The organism is Numidum massiliense, assembly GCF_001375555.1.
In the GTDB taxonomy this organism is placed as follows: Bacteria; Bacillota; Bacilli; order Thermoactinomycetales; family Novibacillaceae; genus Numidum; species Numidum massiliense.
This window is the reverse complement of record NZ_CTDZ01000009.1, coordinates 1,288,575-1,312,289: the sequence shown is the minus strand read 5'-3', so window position 1 is coordinate 1,312,289 and position 23,715 is coordinate 1,288,575. Positions and strand designations below refer to the sequence as shown.

24 protein-coding genes and 1 pseudogene are annotated in these 23,715 nt (G+C 50.5%); 4 read left to right on the top strand and 21 right to left on the bottom strand.

What is annotated here, in order from left to right; all coding sequences use genetic code 11:
* Positions 1-67 precede the first annotated feature (67 nt).
* The 9 genes from BN1247_RS06720 to BN1247_RS06680 form a co-directional block, all read right to left on the bottom strand.
* Positions 68-460: a M67 family metallopeptidase gene (locus BN1247_RS06720; protein ID WP_054949694.1), complete on the bottom strand. Its 393-nt coding sequence runs from the start codon at positions 458-460 to the stop codon at positions 68-70.
* 364 nt (positions 461-824) lie between these two features.
* Complete coding sequence (locus tag BN1247_RS06715) at positions 825-2,795, bottom strand: coiled-coil domain-containing protein (RefSeq protein WP_054949693.1); 1,971 nt, start codon at positions 2,793-2,795, stop codon at positions 825-827.
* 234 nt (positions 2,796-3,029) lie between these two features.
* On the bottom strand, positions 3,030-3,695 hold the full coding sequence (locus BN1247_RS06710; protein WP_054949692.1) for a glycosyltransferase family protein: 666 nt from the start codon (positions 3,693-3,695) through the stop codon (positions 3,030-3,032).
* Between the two features lie 136 nt (positions 3,696-3,831).
* Positions 3,832-4,497 carry a glycosyltransferase family protein gene (locus tag BN1247_RS06705; protein WP_390622032.1) on the bottom strand — a complete coding sequence of 222 codons (666 nt, stop codon included), beginning with the start codon at positions 4,495-4,497 and terminating at the stop codon, positions 3,832-3,834.
* Positions 4,498-4,604: 107 nt separating this feature from the next.
* Positions 4,605-5,273, bottom strand: coding sequence for a glycosyltransferase family protein (locus BN1247_RS06700; protein ID WP_074011065.1), 669 nt, complete (start codon positions 5,271-5,273; stop codon positions 4,605-4,607).
* A complete protein-coding gene (locus tag BN1247_RS06695; protein WP_054949690.1) occupies positions 5,270-5,938 on the bottom strand; it encodes a glycosyltransferase family protein in 669 nt (222 codons plus the stop codon). Before BN1247_RS06695 ends, BN1247_RS06700 begins: the two co-directional genes overlap by 4 nt.
* Positions 5,939-6,643 (bottom strand): class I SAM-dependent methyltransferase, encoded by a 705-nt coding sequence (locus BN1247_RS06690; protein ID WP_054949689.1) that lies wholly within the window; start codon positions 6,641-6,643, stop codon positions 5,939-5,941.
* Between the two features lie 80 nt (positions 6,644-6,723).
* A complete protein-coding gene (locus BN1247_RS06685; protein WP_074011064.1) occupies positions 6,724-7,380 on the bottom strand; it encodes a glycosyltransferase family protein in 657 nt (218 codons plus the stop codon).
* A 120-nt stretch (positions 7,381-7,500) separates the two neighbouring features.
* The gene (locus tag BN1247_RS06680) at positions 7,501-8,709 is read right to left on the bottom strand and encodes a BMQ_0737 family morphogenetic spore coat protein (RefSeq protein ID WP_054949688.1); all 1,209 of its coding nucleotides are present in this window, start codon (positions 8,707-8,709) and stop codon (positions 7,501-7,503) included.
* A gap of 522 nt (positions 8,710-9,231) precedes the next feature.
* On the opposite strand from BN1247_RS06680, the gene BN1247_RS06675 reads away from it, so the two are divergent.
* Positions 9,232-10,491: a hypothetical protein gene (locus BN1247_RS06675; protein ID WP_147675198.1), complete on the top strand. Its 1,260-nt coding sequence runs from the start codon at positions 9,232-9,234 to the stop codon at positions 10,489-10,491.
* 15 nt (positions 10,492-10,506) lie between these two features.
* A complete protein-coding gene (locus BN1247_RS06670; RefSeq protein WP_054949686.1) occupies positions 10,507-10,854 on the top strand; it encodes a DUF1360 domain-containing protein in 348 nt (115 codons plus the stop codon).
* A gap of 163 nt (positions 10,855-11,017) precedes the next feature.
* Here the strand turns inward: BN1247_RS06670 and BN1247_RS06665 are convergent.
* Positions 11,018-11,272, bottom strand: a pseudogene (locus BN1247_RS06665) (DUF188 domain-containing protein); the annotation flags it as partial.
* 341 nt (positions 11,273-11,613) lie between these two features.
* Between BN1247_RS06665 and BN1247_RS06660 the strand changes: the two are divergent.
* Positions 11,614-12,012, top strand: coding sequence for a DUF1259 domain-containing protein (locus BN1247_RS06660; protein ID WP_054949684.1), 399 nt, complete (start codon positions 11,614-11,616; stop codon positions 12,010-12,012).
* A 346-nt stretch (positions 12,013-12,358) separates the two neighbouring features.
* Here BN1247_RS06660 and BN1247_RS06655 read toward each other — a convergent pair whose 3' ends face one another.
* The 7 genes from BN1247_RS06655 to BN1247_RS06625 form a co-directional block, all read right to left on the bottom strand.
* Positions 12,359-13,540, bottom strand: coding sequence for a pyridoxal phosphate-dependent aminotransferase (locus BN1247_RS06655; RefSeq protein WP_054951538.1), 1,182 nt, complete (start codon positions 13,538-13,540; stop codon positions 12,359-12,361).
* Positions 13,541-13,651: 111 nt separating this feature from the next.
* Entirely contained in the window at positions 13,652-14,860 is a 1,209-nt protein-coding gene (locus BN1247_RS06650; RefSeq protein ID WP_054949683.1) for an acetate/propionate family kinase, read from the bottom strand.
* On the bottom strand, positions 14,857-15,750 hold the full coding sequence (locus BN1247_RS06645; protein ID WP_054949682.1) for a 3-hydroxyacyl-CoA dehydrogenase family protein: 894 nt from the start codon (positions 15,748-15,750) through the stop codon (positions 14,857-14,859). The genes BN1247_RS06650 and BN1247_RS06645 overlap by 4 nt, the downstream gene beginning before the upstream one ends.
* A 138-nt stretch (positions 15,751-15,888) precedes the next feature.
* Entirely contained in the window at positions 15,889-17,385 is a 1,497-nt protein-coding gene (locus BN1247_RS06640) for an AAA family ATPase (protein ID WP_054949681.1), read from the bottom strand.
* Complete coding sequence (locus BN1247_RS06635) at positions 17,378-17,923, bottom strand: hypothetical protein (protein WP_054949680.1); 546 nt, start codon at positions 17,921-17,923, stop codon at positions 17,378-17,380. The genes BN1247_RS06640 and BN1247_RS06635 overlap by 8 nt, the downstream gene beginning before the upstream one ends.
* Positions 17,924-18,112: 189 nt before the next feature.
* Complete coding sequence (locus BN1247_RS06630; protein WP_054949679.1) at positions 18,113-18,616, bottom strand: cell wall elongation regulator TseB-like domain-containing protein; 504 nt, start codon at positions 18,614-18,616, stop codon at positions 18,113-18,115.
* Positions 18,613-19,320 carry a hypothetical protein gene (locus BN1247_RS06625; RefSeq protein ID WP_054949678.1) on the bottom strand — a complete coding sequence of 236 codons (708 nt, stop codon included), beginning with the start codon at positions 19,318-19,320 and terminating at the stop codon, positions 18,613-18,615. The genes BN1247_RS06630 and BN1247_RS06625 overlap by 4 nt, the downstream gene beginning before the upstream one ends.
* 141 nt (positions 19,321-19,461) lie before the next feature.
* Between BN1247_RS06625 and BN1247_RS06620 the strand changes: the two genes are divergently transcribed.
* Positions 19,462-19,668: a hypothetical protein gene (locus BN1247_RS06620; RefSeq protein WP_054949677.1), complete on the top strand. Its 207-nt coding sequence runs from the start codon at positions 19,462-19,464 to the stop codon at positions 19,666-19,668.
* Between the two features lie 147 nt (positions 19,669-19,815).
* Here BN1247_RS06620 and BN1247_RS06615 read toward each other — a convergent pair whose 3' ends face one another.
* The 4 genes from BN1247_RS06615 to BN1247_RS06600 all read right to left on the bottom strand — a co-directional run bounded on the left by BN1247_RS06615 (position 19,816) and on the right by BN1247_RS06600 (position 23,711).
* A complete protein-coding gene (locus tag BN1247_RS06615) occupies positions 19,816-21,342 on the bottom strand; it encodes an acyl-CoA carboxylase subunit beta (protein WP_054949676.1) in 1,527 nt (508 codons plus the stop codon).
* A gap of 193 nt (positions 21,343-21,535) precedes the next feature.
* Entirely contained in the window at positions 21,536-22,327 is a 792-nt protein-coding gene (locus tag BN1247_RS06610) for an enoyl-CoA hydratase (protein ID WP_147675197.1), read from the bottom strand.
* 107 nt (positions 22,328-22,434) lie between these two features.
* Positions 22,435-23,343, bottom strand: a complete 909-nt coding sequence (locus tag BN1247_RS06605) for a hydroxymethylglutaryl-CoA lyase (RefSeq protein WP_082416030.1) — start codon at positions 23,341-23,343, stop codon at positions 22,435-22,437.
* A 155-nt stretch (positions 23,344-23,498) separates the two neighbouring features.
* Positions 23,499-23,711 (bottom strand): acetyl-CoA carboxylase biotin carboxyl carrier protein subunit, encoded by a 213-nt coding sequence (locus BN1247_RS06600; RefSeq protein ID WP_054949674.1) that lies wholly within the window; start codon positions 23,709-23,711, stop codon positions 23,499-23,501.
* Between the last annotated feature and the right edge of the window lie 4 nt (positions 23,712-23,715).

Here is a 23,715-nt window from a genome sequence, read left to right as displayed (position 1 = left end):
ATGGCATCTAGGGTAACACTCTGATGCGGGCATCAGGTTGGACAACGTGAAGCCGAGTAGTACCTTCCTACTCGGCTGTGATGTGAAAGGGCTGCGGATGGACACGTCCGTGGGCAATGCGAAAACAACCGAGTACCGGTTGCTGTTTAGTCAGCGATACAATGACGTAAACCACCTCCGGGTAGTTCGCATGTAAAATGTCTCTTTCGGAGGGGTATGCCGTCGCCGTAGGATGTGAATGGTAAATTGCCACGAGTTTCTCGTTTCGTTGTGCGATCGCGGTAAACGTTTGGTTGATCTGTGCTAGATCCATCGCGAACTGATGAGCGCTCTGCATAATATTGACCATTGGCCAAACTGTCGTCGCCTGACCATCGGAGCCCGACAGTAGACCGCACGCTTCACAAGGTAACATTTGCTGACAATGGTGAGTCATCTCGCGCCAAACGAGCCCGCTAATGATTAGCGGCAGAAGGTCTTTATCTCCCGCAACACCTTCTTCTAGGGAGTGGCCTTTGGTACTTCAACTTTGAAGGAGCTACCGGACGCACAAGCTTTTCACCGTGTGCATGGGCAGGTTGTTCATAAGCTTTGTCACTGTGTGGTGCTACGGTCGGTTGAGTATGAATCGGTCGCATGCGATAGAGGTGGTACTGCTGCCAACGCGGGTCAACATTCATTGCGATCCCTTCCTTGTTAAATAAAGTAAGTGTATAATATATAAATATATGCATTTTATGCTATAATGTCTGGATTGATGTAAAAAAAGGGTTCTAACACAAATAAATAGGGTTTCTTATTTTTACTAGGAAACCCCGTAACAGTCACTTTTTAAAAGAATTATTTTTAAAGGGGTTAATAGTTGTCCCTTGTTTGTTATGCGGTGTAGGCGAATGCAACTTGTTAAGTGGATCCACGGCAACCTGCGACGTCACCTCGTGGGCTCGTAAAAAGAGTTGCTCCGATTTACCCCTAATGTTTTCGCCGAACTGCGGCGTTGTTTTTTCTTTTTCCGCTAGCGCGCTACGATAGTGTTCCACCTGTTGCTGCAAGTGCTTGATTGTCATTTCTTGTTGTTCCCCGCCTGCAATGTGTTCTTCGGCTAATTGTTTGTACAACGCGATCATTTTTTCCTTCTGTTCGAAAAGCACTGCAGTGTCATTGTCGTCATGATCGCCTGCATTTGCTGAAAGTGTGTTGTTTAGTTCATCTAACTGCCGCGCATATTTTTGCTCCGCATCCTTTAGCCGCTGCGATAAAGTTGTTTTTTCGTGCTGGAGTTGATTGCGTATTTGCTCTAGATCATTTGTTTGACGTCTGACCTTATCCCGCTCGACGGACAAGAGTCGATTTTGTTGTTCCATGCCGTGCAGTTGTTGGGTGAGGCGCTGTACCTCCTGCTCATGCTGTTCTTTCAACCGTGCGGTCATTTTATTTTTAGCTTGTTTTGTTTCTCTTAACGTTCTTTTTTGTATCTCCAACTGTTGCTGTAAGTCATGTTTTTCTGCCTCGATTCTTTCTGCTGCTTCTTGTTGCACCTGTAATTGCTCTTGTATTCCCTCCCTCTCTCTTTCCGACTCTTCGTAGCGCTGCTGGAGTTGTTGCAATTGGCGCTTCATGCTTTCATTTTCTGCAACGATCTGCCGATGTTCCTCTTTCCTCGCCGCTGCTTGCTGCTCGCGTTGTTCCAGTTGTTTCACGAGGCGTTCCTTTTCCTCTATCGTACGCGCAAGTTCTGCTTTACGGCGCAGAGATTCTCGCTCTTGTTGTTCGAGTCGTTTGGTAAGATCCTCTTGTTGCTCTGCGAGACCGTCTTGTTTCTCTGTCTTTCTAGCGAGTTCTTTCCTTAGGCGACCTACTGCCTGCTCGAGTTGCTCTTCGTTACGTTGCAGACGCCGTATATCACCCTTCTTCTCCGCTAACGTATGTTCGTGCGTAGCTATTTTTCCCTTCAACTGTGTGAGTGTTTCGTCCTTTGTTTGCACTGTTTCTTGTAATGTTGCCTTTTCCCGTTCCAGCTGCTTCAATCGTTGCAGAACGCCACTCATTTCCGCTTTCGTTTTTGCAGCTGCTTCTTGTTGCGCCTGTAATTGCTTTTGCGTTCGCTCTTTCTCTTTTTCCGACGTTTCGTAGCGCTGCTCGAGTTGATGAAGCATACCCCCTATTCGTTCATTTTCCGCAACGATCTGGCGAAGTTCCTCTTCCTTCGCCGCTGTTTGCTGCTCGCGTTGTTCCAGTTGTTTCACGAGGCGTTCCTTTTCCTCTATCGTACGGGCAAGCTCTGCTTTACGGCGCCGTGCTTCCTGTTCGTGTTCTTTAAGTTGCTTTGTAAGGCCCTCTTGTTCACGCGTCACTTTGGCAAGTTCTGCATTACGGTGCTTTGATTCCTTGCCATGTTGTTCGAGTTGTTGTGCGAGACGCTCTAGATCGCGCGCCTTCCCCGTTAGTTCCTTCTCGTACGTAGCTACGTCCAATTCTAACTGCGCAAGCGCCTGCCCACTTGTATTCGCTTGAAGTCGCAACTGCCCGATCATCTGGTCTTGTTGTTTCAGTTTTTCGCGGGATTTACTTTCGCTTTGACGCAATTGGTGGCATAGCGCATCTTTTTCCTTTAATTCTTGACGGTATTTCTGCTCCCTCTCCCGCATTAGCCGTAGGTTGCGTTCTTGTTCCGCAAGGAGCTGTTTAAGCTTTATGCCCTGTGGGCTCGGTTGTATATACGGTTTGGACAATTGCTCGGGTTTTGAGAGTATCGTGCGTTGACGCCCCTTTTGGCGCATCGCTTTTTTTTTCACCGCACCTAAGCCTCCTCTAATGTGTTAACGTTTATCTCCAAAGTAGTTTATGCAAAACGTATACGAACGTTAACGAGCTCATCGTCCGCTTTAAGCGTACACATTTAGTTACACAAATAGTTACGCAAATAGTTACACAAAAAAATCCTCCCTCGACGGGAGGAAAATGAGCTTATGCCTCCTTCAGGTGAACCGCTATGTCGCACGAAATGGCGTAGCGAAGAGAATTAGTGTTCACTCATACGCATAGTGTTCGCAAAAAATGCGTCTCTGTTCAGCATAGGCAGCTTTATCAAACGTATGGTCCTCACGGTTGACGTGCAGGCACCACGGTTCCCGTTGATGCGGGACGCCGACAAGATAACCGCGCTTAATAAATTCCGCGCATTGGGAGGCGTCGTAAAAATGAAAACCAGTAAACAGGTCATCGCGCCACGGTAAATCGTATTGCGTCGCCATGAGTAGGCCATCTAACGAAACAACGGATTCAAAGGGCGCTGTCGCTTCTTTATATTTGATGAGCAGATACGTTTTATCGTGGTAGCCGATCACCTTGCCGATGCGCTCCTCCCCATCCCACCACGTGCCGCCTCGTGGGAATTTTTTACAACCGATCATTCCTAATAATCCTAGCGAGTTGTGACTTTGAAATAACGTTAACAGTTCCTGTAAAAATGTTTTATGCACGATAAACGTGTCTTGGTGTAAGTATATTTTGTACTTCGCCTCATGCCGCAAAGCGGTATTGTACCCCGCTACCATACTTTTGGCACCGTAAACTGGTAACATTTCCACTTTGTAGCCCTGGGGAACAATGAGTTTCCGTAGGTGCCGCCCACAACGATCGTACAACTCGTCGTCATTAACGCAAGTAACGAACAAGAACTTGTGGTCGTCCAACTTTCTCACCTCGTCAGTAATTGCTATGCTCGAAGGCAGGTGAACGGCTACATCGGTAACTTGATCCACATAAGTAATCGGAGAAACTGTTACACATTAAGTTATAAGTACCAGTAGAATCTGCTACACGACACGCTTACTTTTGCGTATAGTGCTGCATGTATACGTGCCGATAATAATTGTACGCCGTCTCGTCGATGGTGTGACCATCCCGATTTACGTGAAGGCACCACGGCTCACATTGCTTAGGGATACCAATCGTGTAACCTTTTTTTATGAACTCGGCACACTGGGAGGCGTCGTAAAAGTGAAAACCGGTAAATAAATCGTCGCGCCACGGCAAGTCGTACTGCGTCGCCATCATAAACCCATCGACCGACTGTACCGCTTCAATGGGTGCCCTTATTTGCCCGAATTTGAACAGCAAGTATGTTTTGTTGTGGTAGCCGATCATCTTCCCGATTAACTTCTCCCCCTCCCACCACGTCCCGCTCGGCGGCGCCACCTTGCACCCGATCATTCCGAGCAGCCCGAGGGAGTCATCTTCTTGAAACACCGCTAATGTGTCTTGTAAAAAGTCGGGATTAACAATAAATGTGTCTTGATGCAAATATATTTTGTACTTGGCATTGTGTTGGAGCGCCATATTGTAAGCGGCGGCCATACTTTTCGCGCCGCGAATCGGCAACGTTTCTAAGGTATATCCTTCCGGCACGCGCAACCGGCGAATGTGTTGGACACACATTGTATACAGCTCATCGTCGTTCACGCACGTCACAAACAAAATCTTTCTCGCATCCACCATCGTTCCCTCCTTCGACAAGCCTGTTCCTTGGGCTAGTTTCTTTGGGCTATGGCGCCCTTGGCTCTTTTAACATTTAAACAATCTATTGCTATTCAGCGAAACATTTAACTTCCCCCGCCATAGTGGGCGATGTACACCTGCCGGTACGCGTCATACGCTTGTGTATCAAGGGAATAACCGTCCTTACTAACGTGCAGACACCAAGGTTCATTTTGCCGGGGGACTCCGACAACAAAACCATGTCTCAAAAATTCACGGCACTGGGAGGCATCGTAAAAGTGGAACCCCTTAAACAAATCCTCCCGCCACGGGATATCGTACTGCGTCGCTAGTAATAGCCCGTCTACCGACTGTACCGCAGCGAACGGTTCACTAATAACACCGTGTGTTAACAACAAATATGTTTGGTTAACGTACCAAATCACTTTACCAACTAAATCCGTCCCATTCCACCACGTCCCGTGGGGAGGAGCGACTTGACAACCGATCATCCCAAGCATGCCGAGGGATGGATGTGCCTGAAAGAGAGAGAGTACATCTTCTAAAAAGTTCGGATGAACGATAAACGTATCTTGGTGAAGATATATTTTGTATTTCGCCTCGTGACGTAAGGCGAGATTATACCCAGCAGCCATACTACTTGCGCCGCGAATCGGTAACAAGTCAACTATATACTGATCCGGAACGACTAACCGCGAAATGTGGCTCACACACGCGGCATACATCGCCTCATCGTTCACACACGTGACGAACAAAACTTTCCGCTCGTTCACTCATCTCTCCCCTTGTAATGCGTTAGAAATACTTTCTGTTCCTTCGTATAGTCGTGCCAGTTAATATTGTGGTTTTCGTAAAAATGGAGGCACCACGGCTCCGCTTGCCTCGGAATACCGACAATGAGGCCACGGCGCAAAAACTCGGCTGCTTGCGACGCATCGTAAAAATGGAACCTGCGAAATAAATCGGCGCGCCACGTCACATCGTACTGCGTCACAATCATAAAACCGTCAACCCCTTCTACTGCTTCAAAGGGGCCATCCGGTTCTCGCCACAGTTCCAACGAATGTACCCCGTTCTCACAAGAAATAAATTTGCCAACCAAATCCGATCCACCGAACCAACTTCCGTGTGAGGGGAGCACTTTACAACCGACCATTCCGAGCATGCCTAACAGCGGATTTGCTATAAACAGTTGCAAAATATCGTGCAAAAATTGTTTGTGTAAAATGAACGTATCTTGGTGTAGGAAAATTTTGTATTTGGCATCTTTCCACAAGGCGTGATTGTATCCTTGGCACATGCTCACCGCCCCGCGTACCGGAAGTAGTTCCACGGCGTAGCCGGATGGAACGTCTAGCTGCTGAATGTGCTTGACACACCTAGCATACAGTTGTTCATCGTTCACACACGTGACAAACAAAAACTTACGGTCGTTCATCTACCCGTCCGCCCCTTTAATCGCCTCGACGACGTATTGAAACGTCTTTGCTTCAACAGGGAATTGAGCAGATCCTAAATGAAACGTTTGACGTACAGCTTCTAAATAGTGGAGCAAGTGATCGTAAACCGGGGTCGACTGTGGAATGCGCTCAATGTCGGTCAGTTGGTACCCAGCGGCACGAAATAGTTCCTTGACTCCGTTTAATGTGAAAAAACGGTAATGCGTTTGGTCGAGCAACCCCGCCTCGACATACGTCCAATTCCCAGCCAATAGCTCGGCAATAATCGATACGTGCCCGACATTCGGAATACAGGCGACAATCGAACCGGATGGTTTTAGAAAGGGTTTGACTTTACGCAACACAGCCCAAGGATCTTTCAAATGTTCAAGGACGTCCCCAAACGTAATGTGGTCAAACTGCTGTTCTTTGTACGGTAAGTCGATCGTCTCAATGTCGCCGCACAACACGTGGTCTAGTTTTTTGGCCGCTTCTTCGGCTGCTGCCGGAAACAGCTCGAGGCCGTAGACGCGAACGCCCTGTTTCCGAATAGCCGCGCCTAAATTGCCTTCGGCGCATCCGACGTCGAGGACTGTCGTCGCCCCGGGCTTGATTCTTTTTAAAATGAGCGGGTTACTCCCCGAATAATAGTATTTATTCTTTTGTTCATATAAATTCAGTCCTATATCGCTCTGTTTCGACATGGTGTTCGCCTCCTATAAACGTTATGCTTGCGCTCTTCGTTAGAGATTTTACGTCCTTAAAGTTACATCGCCTATTTTTCTTACGATCGGTAGTGTTCAATAAATAGCTGTCGGTATTGGTGGTACACGTGGTCGAGCTGGTGGTTTTTATGGTAATGCAAGCACCACGGATCGCGTTGCTGCGGCACGCCTACCGCAAAGCCGCGGTTTATAAACTCCTGTGCTTGCGACACGTCGTAAAAGTGAAACCCGGTAAAGATGTCGTCACGCCATGGCACATCGTACTGCGTAGCCATGAGTAACCCGTCGACCGCCGCTACGGACTCCCAACTGCCCCGAACCTCGCGAAACTTATGATGATAGTACGTGTCGCGCTGATAACCAATCACTTTACCGAACAGATCGTTGCCTGCCCACCACATACCGTTCGGAGGGAGCTGTTTACAGCCGACCATTCCCAATAACCCGAGCGCCTCATTCCCTTGAAACAACGTTAACAGATCGTGTAAAAAAGATGGCCGCAACACAAACACATCTTGATGCAAATAAATTTTGTACTTGGCGTCGTTGGCGAGCGCCGCGTTGTACCCCGCGGCCATACTCGCTGCCCTGCGAATCGGCAGTCGTTCGAGTGCGTACCCGTCCGGAACGGTCAACTGATCCAAATGCTTTAAGCACCGTGCATACATCGCTTCATCGTTGACACAAGTGACGAACAAAAATTTCCGTTCGTTCACGCCCTCTCCCTCCTTTGGCCACTTAAGTCACCGCTCAGTAGGTACACAAAATAAGCTGTCAACTTAAATGAACAGTCAACAGCTTTTTCAAAAACATTTACGTCCCTCGCTTCAATCTTATTAGGTGGTCGGCGGAAACTGTGCACAGTGGCGAACAACTAATTGCCCAGCGGGAACGGTAACGGAACCGCTAGCGAAGAGCGTCACGCCAGTGATCGTGTTTACGAGCGTGATCGCGTACGTGTCAGGCAAACCTAAGGGCGTCTGAACGAGGACAAGTGTAAACGCAACTTGTTGCTGCGTACCGTTCGAAAAGCTGACTAACCCCATACCGGTCACTGTTAGTTCTAAATTGTCGACACAAGGGGCTGGTTCGTTAAAGGACGTCGCAGTAAAGGTGAAACTGTTATTCTCTGTCGGTGGCGGTGTGTAGGGCGGAGTCGTAATTTGGTTAAACTGCAACGTGAGCGCACTGCGGGAAAGCGTACAAGCAGGACAAATGTTGGCGTTAATAATGAGGTCGCCAAATTCCGTCACTGCGCCTGCTCCAAGGTTCAACGTGACCCCTACACCGACCGACGTAGCGACAACTTCCCCTTGACATTCGCAGTTTGGACGGGGGAAAAGCTCTGGGCACTGTGGCGGGAAGTCGATCGTCGGACAAGGAACGGCTGGTGTCGGCACGGGAATCGGCGGACGCGGCTGGCAAAACTTCGCGAGTACGGCCAACTTCACTTCTGCTTCAACTTGAATCTCCGCACAGACCGTCACTTCTAGTTCTACTAGTCCGTCGAAAATTTCCCCTGTCGAATCACACGTTATTTGGGTGATGCGGCAAATGATGTTGTTCTCGTCTAACGGTTCGGGCAGGCAGAGAACGACTTGGGTTGGGACGCTAATATTTACCGGGAACGGTGCGCAAATAGACACGCCGTCGGCAAAAATCTCCACTGTGACCGTAAAGGTGAAGCTTAAGCGAACAACCGCCACTGGCACCTGGGTGCCATTGACCGTAATAGTCGTACGGGTAATGCGAATAACGCGACAGTTCGGTTGGCCCGGCGTCGGCGGGGTCGATGCGCAGCTAATCGGAAATACTGGTGGGACAGCCGGCGATGTACACGTTACATCAATCGCTTGCCCGTTTGCAATCGCTTCTTCTACCGCAGCCAGACAATCATCGGGAACTGGGAATTTATTTGTGGCTTGGCTGACGTCGAGCACCCAATCGTATACCTTTGGAACGCAAATACATTCCTCTTGCACGTCGTTAGGCGGCAACGGCGGTAATGGTTGTTGAGCACCGCTTATAGGTTTAACTTTACTCATCTGTAAACCTCCTGATCTTATATTTCACCGCAAAATATATTACGAAGGGAAAAGTGGATTTGTCTTAGTCGAATAGCTTATTCGGAAGGAATTGTGTGAGTAACTAGAAGAGCCGAACGCACGTCGTGCCGTTAGAACCAAAAAAACATCTAAATTGGCGACCTCAATGTGCGCATTGTTAGAGTCGAATGACGTCTGAATGACCGCCGTGTTTTAACGATTTTTTCCACTATCATACCTCTTTGTTTGAACTTCTACTTATACTCTATGGTAGAAAGCAGAGGTTTGCCTGGGAAAGAGCCCTTCGATTGATAAAACAATCTCTTTTCCCAATAGGCGAACCGCGATAATTGTTGCGGTATCAGTACGCGCGATAGGTTGACCACAACACGTTGTATCTATTATATAATTCTGCCGATATCCTCTTTCAGTGCTCGATCGCGACATGCGCCGCGAACAATGTCACCATTTTTTCTAGCCAGTCATACAATACTCGAAATTGCCTGGGAGGTCATTCATGATATGAATACACGCGTATACGTCAATGACAAAGCAAGTGGGACGGTACCAGACGCCCACCTCCCCCTCCTTCGTCAACTATGTAAACAAGGGGGTGTCGGCATGCACTGGGAGGCGGAAAATCGTAACCTGTACATAACGACAGGCTTGTTCGGGAAAAAGATTGTTCTACAAGCTTCCACTGCCGATAGATCCACACCGACAAACAGGTTGTATGGGCATGAAGTCGCCAAACATCTCGCTCATTTAGGAGCAAAGGCCGCCGTTCTAAAGGAAGATGACGACCTTCCCCCCGATTGCGATCTCTACGTGCGTTATGAGCTAAATCTTGACGATGGGAGTCATTCTCCGCAAGTGACGATTTTCCACGATTCCGCTGTTCACCATAAACGACTGGCTCATGCGTTTCTACAGGAGTTAACAGAATCGGGATGGCGTGTACAATTAAAAAAAATGGAAGGTGAACCTACACAGGCACAGAGTCAAGTCCCTGTTCTACACGTCCAATGCATGCTTCCAATTAACGAAACCGACCGTATGATAGACGTTCTCCAACAAAAAATAGCAGTTGCAACGACGACAGCTATTTTACGCTACTTTCACGGAGGTAACCCGTTGTCTGCACTTTTTCTTCTCGTACCACATTACATGTCACGCACTGCTACGACTACTGACCCTATTCCCGAGGCTTCCGAAACCGTTAGTGACACTGTGGATCGTCTTTCCACAGCAACTGACCACATACCCGCAACTACCAATCCAATATCTGCAATGGGAGACCCGACGCCGGCACCGACGGCACAAACAGAAGTTTTTTTCGACTACAACGTCTTCGTGACCGATGCGTCTGAAAATGAGTACCTGATCCTCGGCAATCTCTACATTAAAAACAGCGGAACGATCGACTTGCACGATCCTGTCATCTGTCTCCTCGTCTCGCCACCAGATAACGCACAGCTCGGTGGGCAAATACTCCCCCCAAACATAGTTGCGACAACCGGCGTTCACGACGGCGATGGCGTGACTGGTTGGCAATTCCTTGATGAAGATTGGTTCAAACAAGCAAAAACGCGCGGAGAGTACTGGCTAAAGCCTACCCGCGCCACGCAGATCCCTCCGCAGCAGTCGGAAGCAGTCCGCAATTTTCAGTTCGCCATTAGTAAGCCGGCAGAAGGAGGGGCGGTCACGATTCGCGGAATGGTCTACTTTCGCGAGCAACAGCTAAAGTTTCCGGCTCATAACGCGGTAGCGATTACTTTTTAGTATTGGAGGCGTACCATGTTAGACATATCGTGGTTACACTTAACGGTACTCGTACTCGCTTCTTTTCGTCTCACACACTTAATTGTGTTTGACGAAATTACGTCTTTTTTGCGAGCCCCGTTTTTATCCGTCACATATGAGCCTGACGACACAGGCCAGATCGTGCGCAAAATCGATATAAAAGGGCGCGGTTGGCGTTACAAAGTCGGGCTTATACTAAGCTGTCACTGGTGTGTCGGCGTTTGGTCCTCTCTTTTCACCGTGGCCTTATACGCCCTCCTCCCGGCTTCCTTTCCACTACTCGTCGTCCTCGCTGTAGCTGGCGCCGCTGCCGTTATTGAATCGCGTCTCTACCCAACATGACGACCGACTGCCTATCAAAACTATTTCCCTAACGCGCGTATCGGGCTCGCGTTAGGGGATTCCCTTTGATGTAACCTTAAATGGCTATTCACTCGCCTCGTCGGCTCTTTTTATGTTATGCACAAGTACATTTTCCAAACGTTCAGCAAAGCGGCGATCGTCCTTACTGCCTCTTTTTTTTCGGGCCTTTCGTACGACCGCCGCTGCGGCGCAACTTCGCTTTGGCGTCCCGCTCCTCCAGTTTGAAATCAATTGTCTTGGGGCGAAATTGCCACCCGTCCGGATGCAACACGTCCGCGTGTTTACCGAGGGCAACTGCGGCTAAGCCCCAGTCTTGCGTCACACATACATCATCCCGTTCCAATATGTTGACGATCTTCAAATCAGCCGCTTGTGGCTCGTTACCGACGACAATGTGGTGATAATAAGTAACCTCCGACTATAAAAGCACAATTCCGCTTCCAATACAAACCCGACGTTTTTGTACAAGCGGATCGCTTAGCCAAAAAAACGGCCCAATTGCTGCTCGACGGGTCAAGCATAACAACGACACTCGTAACTCGTTAACGGCGGAGGTTAACTGCCACTCGACGAGTATAGCCGCTATTTTCCTAGTTTGTACACACAATCTATTATTCTGTTATAGCTGCCGTTTCCAATCTTATGTATTGCCATACAATATACCATTACTTGTTATAAAAGTGTTCAAAATAATCCCTGTCATTTTTGAACACGACAAAAATAAGGAGGATACGGTTAATGAGTACATTAGAACAACTGTGTCAACAATTTGCACGGATCGTAGGAGGGATGCCGAGTGTCGTCAACGGCACGTGCCTCATTCAAAAGTTCCGCAACATCGACGTGACTATTTTAGGGCGGCGGGCGCGTTCGCCACTTGTATTACCGACGTTCTTCTCTTTCGAATCAATCGACCGACGCGGCCGGGCACTTAACTTAGGTGAGACTGTTATTTTACAGCGAGAGATCAACCCGTTCATTTCCGCCTTGCGCAAGCGGGGAATCCTCGTCACCGCCTTACACAACCACTGGCTATTCGATGAACCGCGGCTGTTCTACATCCACTTCGAGTCGGTAGAAAACCCGATCGTCTTCGCGCGCAAAGTCGATGAGGCGTTAAAAGTACTTGGAGAATAAGACGCTAGCAACGTATCACGTGACATATAAGTAAAACTACGACATCGTCCGCACACGGAATATGTAACGACGTCGAGATAGAGTAAATAAGTGCCGACGTAAGGATACGGGGAAATAGGTGACCACGTATAGAATATGGATTAGGGGTATAAGTATCCACCGCGTAAGGATAGGAAAATATGTAGTGACGGGAATGGATCGCTAGAGGGTGGGGGATACCCCCCCATCCCCGTCACAAACTGGCGACCGATTTAAGAGGAACGATTTTACGTTTTTCCACTCATCATGTTACACGTCATAAAGTTACATAAATTAAGAAGACACGTGACAGGGTAGTTAGACAGCTTTACTTGCGCAAAAAGCGCTTGATACGCACCATCGCTTCTTGCAACTGTTCCAGCGATGTCGCGTACGACAGGCGCACGTAGTTCTCCGCCCCGAACGCAGCGCCGGGGACGACGGCGACGTGTGCTTCCTCTAACAGTGCCTGACTCCACTCGCCCGCATCGCGGTAACGCCCGTTCGAGGCTCCGATCGCTTCGGCGACATTGGCGAACACGTAAAATGCGCCTTGCGGCGTCGCGGCACGCATCCCTGGAAGCTCATTAATCCGCTCGACGACGTAGTCGCGCCGCGCGACAAAGGCGCGCTTCATTTGCGCGACGGCGTCTTGTGAGCCACTGAGAGCAGCCAGTGCCGCATACTGCGCAATTGAGGTCGGATTGGACGTGCTGTGGCTGGAAATGCTGGTCATTGCTTTCATGACCTTCGCGTCGCCTGCTGCATAGCCAATGCGCCAACCGGTCATGCTATACGTTTTGGACACGCCGTTAACGACGAACGTATTCGCGTACAGGTCGTCGCTTATCGCAGCGATACTCGTATGTTCGACCCCGTCGTATATGAGTCTCTCATATATTTCATCTGAAACGATCCCGATGCCATGGCGCAAACAGACGTCGCCGACAGCAGCCAATTCGTCTCGGCTGTAAACGGCGCCTGTCGGATTGGACGGGCTGTTGAGCAAAAATAGTTTCGTCCGGTCTGTGATCGCCTTCTCTAACTGTTCCGGCTGAACTTTAAAGCCGTCCGCTTCGGTCGTATCGATGATGACGGGCTGTCCGCCAGCCAACTTCACCTGTTCGACGTAGCTGACCCAATACGGAGCCGGGATCACGACCTCGTCGCCCGGATCGATCAGTACTTGAAACAAATTGTACAAGGCATGCTTAGCCCCGGTCGTGACGACGATTTGTTCCGGTGTATACGAAAGGCCGTTTTCTCGCTGAAACTTCGCGGCGATCGCTTCTTTCAGCTCCGCGGTACCTCCCGACGGCGTATACTTCGTAAAACCTGCTTGTGCCGCGCGCACAGCCGCATCAATTATCGGCTGTGGCGTGTTAAAATCGGGTTCCCCCGCACCTAGACCAATCACATCTAAACCGCGTGTTTTCATCGCTTTCGCTGCCGCCGTTATGGCGAGTGTCGCCGAAGGGGTCAGCTGCTGGGCGCGTTCCGACAGTTGCAACTTCAACTTCCGTTCCTCCTCCTCGCACGCTCCGCGCGTTTGTTTCAATCCTCATCCGACACGTAGATGGGATGCAACGTTAAGCGTATAGGAAATATATTAACACAAACGCTACGCGTTTGTCGTTGCAACAGTCGTTTTCGTTTCGCGGGCGATCATTAATTCCTCGTTCGTCGGCACGACGAGCACTTGGACGCGCGAGTCGTCCGAACTAATTGTACGCGGTTCGTCGGAGCGCACCTCGTTTTTCGCTTCGTCTAACGACAAGCCGAGATAGGTGAGTTTCTCACACACGCGCTGGCGGAGCAGGGACGAATTTTCCCCGACCCCTGCGGTAAAGACGATCGCGTCAACCCCGTTCATCGCCGCCGTAAAGGCTCCGATATATTTTTGTACGCGATACACGTACATGTCGTGGGCGAGTTTTGCGTTTGCATCGCCTTCGGACATCGCTTTTTCAATGTCGCGCATATCGCTGCTCACGCCGGAAATACCGAGTAGCCCACTATGTTTGTTCATCATCGAATTGACATCGCCGAGCGTCAAATCTTCCTGGGCCATAATGAATGTGACCGCAGCAGGATCAATATCCCCACAGCGCGTCCCCATCATTAAACCTTCGAGCGGCGTCAAGCCCATACTCGTATCAACCGATTTGCCGTTTTCGACCGCAGTCACACTCGCCCCGTTGCCAATGTGACACGTAATAATTTTTAACTGCTCATATGGTTGTCCGAGCGTTTGCGCTGCTAGGTTTGATACGTAATGGTGCGATGTCCCGTGGAACCCGTAGCGGCGTACTTTATGTTTTTTGTACAAAATGCGCGGCACTGGGTACATGTAGGCATGTGGCGGCATCGTTTGGTGGAACGCGGTATCGAAGACGACGACGTGCGGCACCTCAGGGAGTGCGTGCTCTGCCGCCTCGATCCCTTTCACGTTCGGTACACTGTGTAACGGTGCCAGCGAGATGAGATCGCGCAGTTTCTGCTTCACGTCTTCGGTCACGATGACGGACTGTGAAAAAAACTCGCCGCCGTGGACGATGCGGTGGCCGACCGCTTGCACATCGCGAATATCGGACAATACGCCGTGTGCCTTGTCGACGAGTTTTTCCAAGATGATCTCAACCGCAGAGTAGTGTTCCAGTATTTCCATCACTTCGACAATTTTATCTTTCCCCTCCGGTCGGTAGGTGACGATGGCATCTTCCATCCCGATGCGTTCCACATTGCCAGAAGCGAGGACGCGCTCACCGTTCATGTCGAATAACTGATACTTTACCGAAGAGCTGCCTGAATTTAACACGAGAATAATCATTGTCCAGTTTCCTCCTCTAAGATGCGTTCACCATCTTCGTTGTAGCGGAAAAAACCTTCTCCTGTTTTCACCCCGAGTTGGTTGGCACGCACCATTTTTTTCAAAAGTGGCGCGGGACGGTATTTCGGTTCACCGAATTCGCGGTATAAATGCTCCATCGCCGCCAGCACGGCATCCAGACCAAAGCGGTCCGCTGCCTCTAACGGGCCGTACTGGAAGTCGTACCCGAGTTTCATCGCGATGTCGATTTCCCGCGCCGTCGCGACCCCTTCCATCAACACGCGTAACGCTTCGTTAATAACTGTCATCATCAGTCGCGTCGTAACAAAGCCGGGCGATTCGTACACTTCGACGCTCACCTTTGCTAACTGGTCCACAATCTCCTTCGCGGCAGCTACCGTTTCGTCGGACGTTTTTAACGCGCGCACGATTTCGACGAGGTTACGCGTGCCGACCGGGTACAGAAAGTGAAGCCCGATCACTTTGTCCGGTCGCTCAGTTGCAGCTGCTAGTTCCGTCAAACTGAGTGCCGACGTGTTACTCGCAAAGATGACGCCTGGCCGGGCGAGACGGTCGCATCGTTGCAGCACCTCTTTTTTTGTCACGAAATCTTCATAAACACTTTCAATGACGAGGTCGACATTTTTTACACGCTCAAAATCGGTCGTTACCTCGAGATGGGATAACGTAATCTTTTTCTCCGCTTCGGTAATGCGCCACTTTTCCAACTGTTTTTTGAGAGATAAATCGATCGCGAGCTCCACGCGCGCGACGTCTGCCTGCGACTTTTCGATAACAGCGACGTTAAAACCGTTTTTAGCAAACGTTTCGGCAATCCCACAGCCCATCGTGCCTCCGCCGATCACCGCCACGTCGTGAATGTTAGTCATGATGCTTCTTCCTTTCTCCACTCGTTATGAGCAACAGGAGGTCAATAAAAAAGCAAGCCCACGGCAGAGCTTGCTACGATTCATTCATTGTGCTGACCTTCCGACCGATTACCTGTTGCCATCAGCCCTAGCCCGAACTTAACCGCAATGACAATCCCGCTCTGGGGAAACCTTCTGCCGGAAATAGTCGCCGGACAACACTTCTTCCCGTAACAAAATGGCGAGCGCGGAAGAAAACAACTCGCGATGCTGTTCCAATAGGGTGCGCGTCTCTCGTAACAAGCGCTCCAAAATGCGTGACGATTCTTCCTGCATAGCATCTTTGTTGGCGAGCTCCTTATTAATTATACCCAAATTCGACAATCCTGTCTCGATCAACAAAACTGTCCGCTCGTTTGCCTGTTCAAAGTCGTTGCGCGACCCAGTACTACGATTACCGTAAATCATTTCTTCGGCGACAGCTCCGGCCAAAGTGACCTTAATCTCGTTTTCGATATCTTTTTTTGTATACAAATATTTGTCCCCTGCCGGGTTTTGCCGCACATAGCCGAGCGCTTTGCCACGCGGGCTGAGGGCGACTTGGGAAACAGACTGCGGGCGCACTAACTCAGAAACGAGCGCATGCCCCAATTCGTGGACAGCGACGCGTTCGCGTTCTTGCTTCGTCGCTTCGCGATCCGTTTTCTCCCCCATCATCACTTTATCGATCGCACTGGCGAGATGGGTGGGGCGAATGGCTTCCGATTGTTCGCGCAAGGCGTAGATCGCCGCTTCGTTCGCTAAACTTTCTAACTGCGCGCCGGAAAAACCGAAGGTTTCCTCGGCTACTTGCGCGATCTGGACGTCGTTCGCCAGCGGTTTGTTTCCTAAATATAATTTTAATATATGTTCCCGTGCTTTTTTATCCGGCAAATCGACAAGTATGTGACGGTCGAAACGACCTGGTCGGAGCAGAGCCGCGTCGAGCATGTCAGGGCGGTTCGTGGCGGCGATGACGAGTATTTGTACGTCGTGTGACGACTGGATCCCGTCCATCTCCGTCAGCAATTGGTTTAACGTCTGGTCGTACTCTCGGTTTTGCGCGCCGTCGCGTTTCCCCCCGATCACGTCAATTTCGTCGATAAAGACGATGGCGCTCTTTTTATCGTTTTTTTGCGCCAGTTCGCGCGCTTGTTTAAACACGTTGCGGATACGCTGCGCGCCGACGCCGACATACATCTCGACGAACTCACTGCCCGACGCGGCGACAAACACAGAGTTCGTGTAGTGTGCCGCCGCTTTCGCCATTAGCGTTTTCCCGGTACCTGGCGGTCCGGACAGTAGCAACCCTTTGATCGGACGAATACCGTACGCTTCAATTTTTTCGCGCTCAATCAAAAAATTTAAGGCTTCCATGAGCTCTTGCTTCGTCCGCTTATGGCCCCCGACATCGTTAAACGACGTCTTGGGCACGGTCTCCTTCACATTGAGCCGCCTGTTTTTTCCGATAGGTAAAGACGTCCCCTTCAGCGACAGCAACACGTAAAAAGCTGTCGCGAGCAATCCGACTAACACAATAGGAATGACGTTGACACCGAGGAAGGCACAAAAGGCGAGTAGCGCTACTGTTACCCCGATCGCTATTTCTTTAACCATTTCCTCCCCCCCTGTTCTCGCCGACAGTCATCGGAAGTGTCCGAAACAGTGAGTGCTTTCCGGTTCCGGACGCATCTTGCAGCCACACATACAAGTGGTCAGCGTCCAGCGCAACTTGTGTCTCTACCGATTTTGTCGCTGGATGTTTTTCGATTCTCTCCTGCATCGTATAGTAGTCACTCGTTTCTACACCTTCAGCTAACAGAAAATAAAGTTCACTCCACGCCCCGTACAAGCGTGCGTTTGGCTTGTCCTTTAAAGTGATCGTCACGTGCTCACGCCCACTCATCTCTTTAGCCTGTTCGAGTAAACGGATATAATCTTGAGAAAGTAAAAAAGAAGGCGTAACATTTAATTCGATCGCTACGGTTTTCGGTGTGACATCAATCTCGTAATGAGTCACGTACTTTTCTTGCACAAGCAGTTCGCGTAGCGGCTGTTTCACCGTTTTCACTTCATAAAAAAACCATCCGCCGAACAAGACAGAACCTGTAATGACAAGGCTTAGGACGGCGGGAAGTAGACGTATTTTTTTCAATCGTTACGCCTCCTTGTGTTCCTTTTTTTACTCACGTTCCTTCGCATAAGCAACACTATTAGTATATCATACGAGTTATACTTTTTAGCTGGAAGTATTGAGCAAGCAGTAAAAAAAAACCGCTAGCCGACATAGACGGTCGGAGCGGTTTTCTCACCTGATGTGGATTCTCTTAAAGTTCCCTGCGAATTACAGTTCGATCTTTTTGACGCTTTTTCCGCTTTTATAATCGAAGCACTCGTAATACGATTCGCCCGTCGCTGTTTCGTAATACACTTCCCAGAGCGGGCGTTTTTCACCTTGTTCATCTTTCTTTCCTTTGGCGCCGTTTTGACCGCGTGGCACGGTCATCATCCCCGGGGTGATACGTTTAATGACCGCCTCCGACAGTTGCGCGCGCAGTTGTTTTTGATCCACGCTATTTGCCAGTCGTTCGGACCAGACGTCGCCATTTTGTACCCAGACGATGACGTCCGCGCCGTCCTTTTGTTTCCCATTGATGACAACGTATCCTCCGTCGCCGGGATAATACGTCACCGACTGAGCAGTAACGACAGCCGCCTTTTCTTTCGCCACCGTCAAACCTTCGTTAGTTAAATCTAATTCTGATCCCTTAAAATTATTGTAAACAAGTAGTAATTGCCAAACGATTAGCAAGGTGACAATCCCAAGTATGATCGCCCAACGTTTCACTCAGACGTCTCCTCAAATAAGTAAGTTAACCCGCGTATAGATGCATCTTTGTGTCTGATTTCCATTTTTAATTGCTTAAGGTCAAAGATTTTCTTATCGTAAACGAGTACATAACGAATTTCTACATTGTGCGCCAGCTGCTGTAGCACATTTTCCGATGTGAATGTATCACCCAAAATACTTTTTAACGTATTGACAATTTGCTCTTCGGTTAACGACAGTTGTACGGCTGACGTCGCTGCTGCGCTGCGGTTCTCGGCAGCGTAAATCGGTCGATAATGCGCCGCTTGCAGTTGCCGGAGGTGATCGCGGGGAGAGACGAGCCCTTGCAGTGGATCTTTAATAGGTGCTTGCTTTTCCCCCTTTTTTATTTCTCGGATTTGCTCATTTCTGCCGGACAATTGCAAGGATTGCCTTTCCCTGCACGTTTTCCACTGCTGCTGGCGGAAAGTACCGGTCATATTGGCGGTTATTTTTCCATCCTCAACGACGTGCAAGCGAAAGGACACTTGCCCTTTTTTTTCTAAAAAGTGATTGATCACGCGTGTGACGACATTTTCGTCGGGTAGGATTTCATCCGCCGGAGCAAGCTGTTTTGTTACACGCTCGACACGGTCGTGCATCATGCCGAGTAAGCCGCATCCGAGAGCCGCTACAACGATCAACAGGACAGTAAAGGTTTTGCGCCACCGTTGTATATACATGTGGATACCACCCTATGCATCGTATGCTTTTAAACGTATGCACAGGGCGGGGCGTTTATAACGGCTATGGGCAAAATAAATACTGGCAGACATAGCGCGACAGATGCTAAGCCATACTACGTTGTACAGGTGAGAAGGGAGGTGACGGTCCTGACTAACTGGTTACATTCCCTCGATCCGTCTTTGTTAGACCATTTACGCGCGCACGGTATTGCCCCGGAAATGGTCGAAGCGAGGCGCAGTGAACACTGTTTAGGCCAACTCGCTTACCGTCATCGCTTAACAGAAGACGTGTTACACGCTGAGACAGTTGGGCCGCGGTTCACTTTACTACTTGACGCAAAATGATGACTATGTGTCGTATTATATCCCAATTTCACCTACCTATGCCTTAAAGCCCGGTGCTTGACCGGGCTTTTTTTTGATCGTCGCCCCACCGTCAACATCCGTTCACTTATAATGACGAAGCGGGAAACAAAAAGGTTCAACATTATTTCATACGGGATACACCGGATGTTTGCGCGCCGCAAACGAAACGTTCTTGGAAGCATAGGTGGCGAACCGTTTGCTCAGTTCGTCGCGCAAACGGTGTGCCGGAATGATGCCGTCGATGACCATCTCTGAGGCGAGACGGTAAAGATCGATGTCTTCGCGGTACTCGGTGCGCTTTTGGTCAATGAAGGTAGCGCGCTCTTCTGGCGGTAAGGCGGCAATTTTGTTGGCGTACACGGCGTTAACGGCGGCTTCCGGTCCCATGACGGCTATTTGTGCCGTCGGAAGCGCGAGACAGCAATCGGGCTCAAACGCCGGCCCGGCCATTGCGTACAGGCCAGCACCGTACGCTTTGCGCACGATGACGGAAATTTTCGGAACGGTCACTTCCGACATCGCGGCGATCATTTTCGCCCCGTGGCGAATGATACCTGCCCTTTCTACTTTTGTCCCGATCATAAACCCGGGGACGTCAGCGAGAAAAAGCAGCGGGATGTTGAACGCGTCACATAACGTAATGAATCGCGCCGCTTTGTCGGCAGAATCGGCGAAGAGAACTCCCCCTTTGACGCGCGGCTGGTTGGCGACGATTCCAATCGGCCTCCCGTCGAGCCGGGCCAATCCAGTGATGAGTTCTGGTGCGAACAGCTTCTTTATTTCTAAAAACGAATCCTGATCGACGAGGCGTTCAACGAGGTCGATCATGTTGAACGGTGCGTTTTGATTGGCGGGGATGATCTCTTCTATCGCACGGTCGAAGGCCGGCGGAGCTTGTGGCGTCTGCTGCGGCGGATGCGCCGTGTAATTGACCGGAAAGTACGACAAGTACGTGCGCGCTGTCGCGATCGCTTCTTCTTCGTTAGCCGCTAAAAAGTCGCCGCACCCAGAGACGGAACAATGCATGCGCCCGCCACCCATTTCCTCTAACGACACTTTCTCCCCGATGACCATTTCCGCCATGCGCGGCGAGCCGAGATACATCGAAGCGTTTCCTTCGACCATAATGACCACGTCGCAAAACGCGGGAATGTATGCGCCTCCAGCGGCTGACGGTCCGAACAACAAACATATTTGCGGGATCTGTCCGGACAGTTTCACTTGGTTGTAAAAAATGCGTCCAGCTCCGCGCCGTCCCGGAAACATCTCGATCTGATCGGTAATGCGCGCGCCGGCTGAGTCGACTAAATAAACGAGTGGCACAGATAGCTTTTCCGCCGTCTCTTGGATGCGGATGATCTTTTCCACGGTGCGCCAACCCCACGACCCCGCCTTCACCGTCGAATCGTTGGCCATGACGCAGACGGTCTGCCCGTTCACTTTGCCGATCGCGGTAACGACGCCGTCGGCCGGTAAATCGTCAGCCAAGCAGTTGGCGAACAACGCATCCTCTAATTCGACATCGTCGTCAAACAATAGGCTTAGCCGCTCGCGCACGAACATCTTTCCTTTTTCCGCGTTTTTTTCGTGATACTTGGCTGCCCCTCCGCGAGTGATACGGTCTATGTAAACTTGCAAGTTTTTTTCAGTCATCGGTCTCCCCCACTTCTCCTATTTATCCTGCTGCTTGTTATGATACTGCCTACCTGCCTGCACCATGCGACTTGCGCACCTTCATCCTGCTACTTTCCCGTCGCTACTTCGAACCGGCACCCGCGACGAACACATCTACGCTGCCCTCCAGCTGTCGCTGCCGAGTTAAGCAGCAGCGTTACACGTCGCTGCATTACTCGCCTTTAAATCTCGGGCGGCGCTTCTCTTTAAAGGCACGTAACCCTTCCATGCGGTCCTCTGTCGGAATTGTCACTTCGTACGCACTTTTTTCGATCGCCAGCCCGGTATGAAGGTCGCTGTCATACCCTTTGTCAATCGCAAATTTCGCCTGCGCGACAGCGATCGGCGCGTTACTCGCAATTTGGGTGGCCAACGCTTGCGCTCTTTCCATTAGTGATGCTGCCGGCGTAACGTATTCGACGAGGCCGATGCGCGCCGCCTCTTCCGCTTGTACGCGCCGCGCCGTGAAGATGAGCTCCTTCGCCCGCCCGAGCCCCACCAGGCGCGCCAACCGCTGCGTACCACCTGCGCCGGGAATGATCCCGAGCGACGTTTCTGTTAGGGCAAACGACGCATGCTCAGCGGCTAAGCGAATGTCGCACGCGAGTGCCAGCTCCGTTCCCCCGCCAAAAGCCGTCCCGTTGACAGCGGCGATGACCGGTTGCGGCAATTCGGCTAGACGATCCATGTTGCTGCGAATTAATGCGACTGTTTGCCGCACTTCGGTCGCATTCATTCCGGCGCGCTCTTTTAGATCCGCACCTGCGCAAAACGCTTTGTCGCCGGCCCCCGTGACGATGACACAGCGCACGGTGCGGTCGTACGTCATACTTTGTACCGCTTCGTTCAATTCGTGTAGTAACTTCAGCGACATCGCGTTAGCCGCTTGCGGGCGGTTTAACGTCACAGTGACAACGCCTGTCGCCTCTTTCGCTACAGTTACCGTATGCTCCACGGTAGACATGTCCCTTACCTCCCCCGCTTGGCAACACATTTATTAGAAACACACACGAAAGCTCATCGTTAACCGATGTTGCATCCGACAATGAACCGACAGATAAAATATATGCTTTATTTACTCATCGTCCCAGAAAGCGCTCGCAACTGGTGACTCGGCAGCTGACGGCCAATTTTTTCTTGAATGAAGCGTGCAGCCTCGTGCAGTTTGTCGCGGTCGATTCCGGTGGAAATCCCCATTTCGGCGAGCATGTACAACAAATCGTCGGTCGCGATGTTACCCGATGCCCCCGGCGCATAGGGACAACCGCCGAGCCCGCCGACTGAGCCGTCAAACACAGTAATCCCTAAATCGAGCGCGGCGAGGACGTTAGCGATTGCTGTCCCCCGCGTGTCGTGAAAGTGGAGCGCCAGTTTTTCCGCAGGATAGTAAGACAACAGCTCGCTCAGTACGATTTGCACTTGACGCGGGTTGGCGACACCAATCGTGTCGCCGAACGACACTTCGTACACGCCCATTTCAAACAACGCGTCGGCGAGGCGCAAGACGTCACGGTGCGCGACTTCCCCTTCGTAAGGACAACCGAAGACAGTCGAAAGGTAGCCGCGGACGCGCTTGCCCGCTTGCGTTGCCTCGCGGACGACTTCGCGTAAAATAGGTAGTGTGTCCGCACACGATTTGTTAATATTTTTACGGTTATGGGTCTCGCTCGCGGACATAAACACGGCCACTTCGTCCACATCGGCGGACAATGCCCGTACGAGCCCACGGCGGTTCGGCACGAGTGCGGCGTACGTCACGCCGGGGACGCGCACAATTTGTTTAGCGACCGACTCGCCGTCCGAAAGAGCCGGCATCCAACGCGGATGGACAAAGGACGTGATCTCAACGTACGTTAAACCCGTTTGAGACAAGGCGTTAATCCATGCAACTTTATGCTCAGTCTCCAAAAATTGCTGCTCATTTTGTAACCCGTCGCGCGGTCCAACTTCTTTTAGTGTCACAGCTTGCGGCCATTTCACGACTTTTTTCACCCCATTTAAGTGCCTGTCGCAAGTGTCTCTCCATTTAACGCCTTAAGTCGCCGGCCATCGACAGTGGTCACTACTTACGATCAGGAGTGGTTAATCGCACAATGACAAAACGGTAGCAAACCATTTTCTTACACAGACGCACGTTACGCGAGCTCGATCAAGATGTCGTCTTCGTTGACGAACCCGCCCTCCTCGATGCGCACCTTTTTCACCGTACCGCTCGTCTCCGCCGTAATCGGAATTTCCATTTTCATCGATTCCAAAATAACGACTTCTTGTCCCGCGGTCACTTGTTCACCTTCGCTAACGAGCATTTTCCACACACTTCCAGCCATCGTCGCTTTAATCTGTTTCATGTCC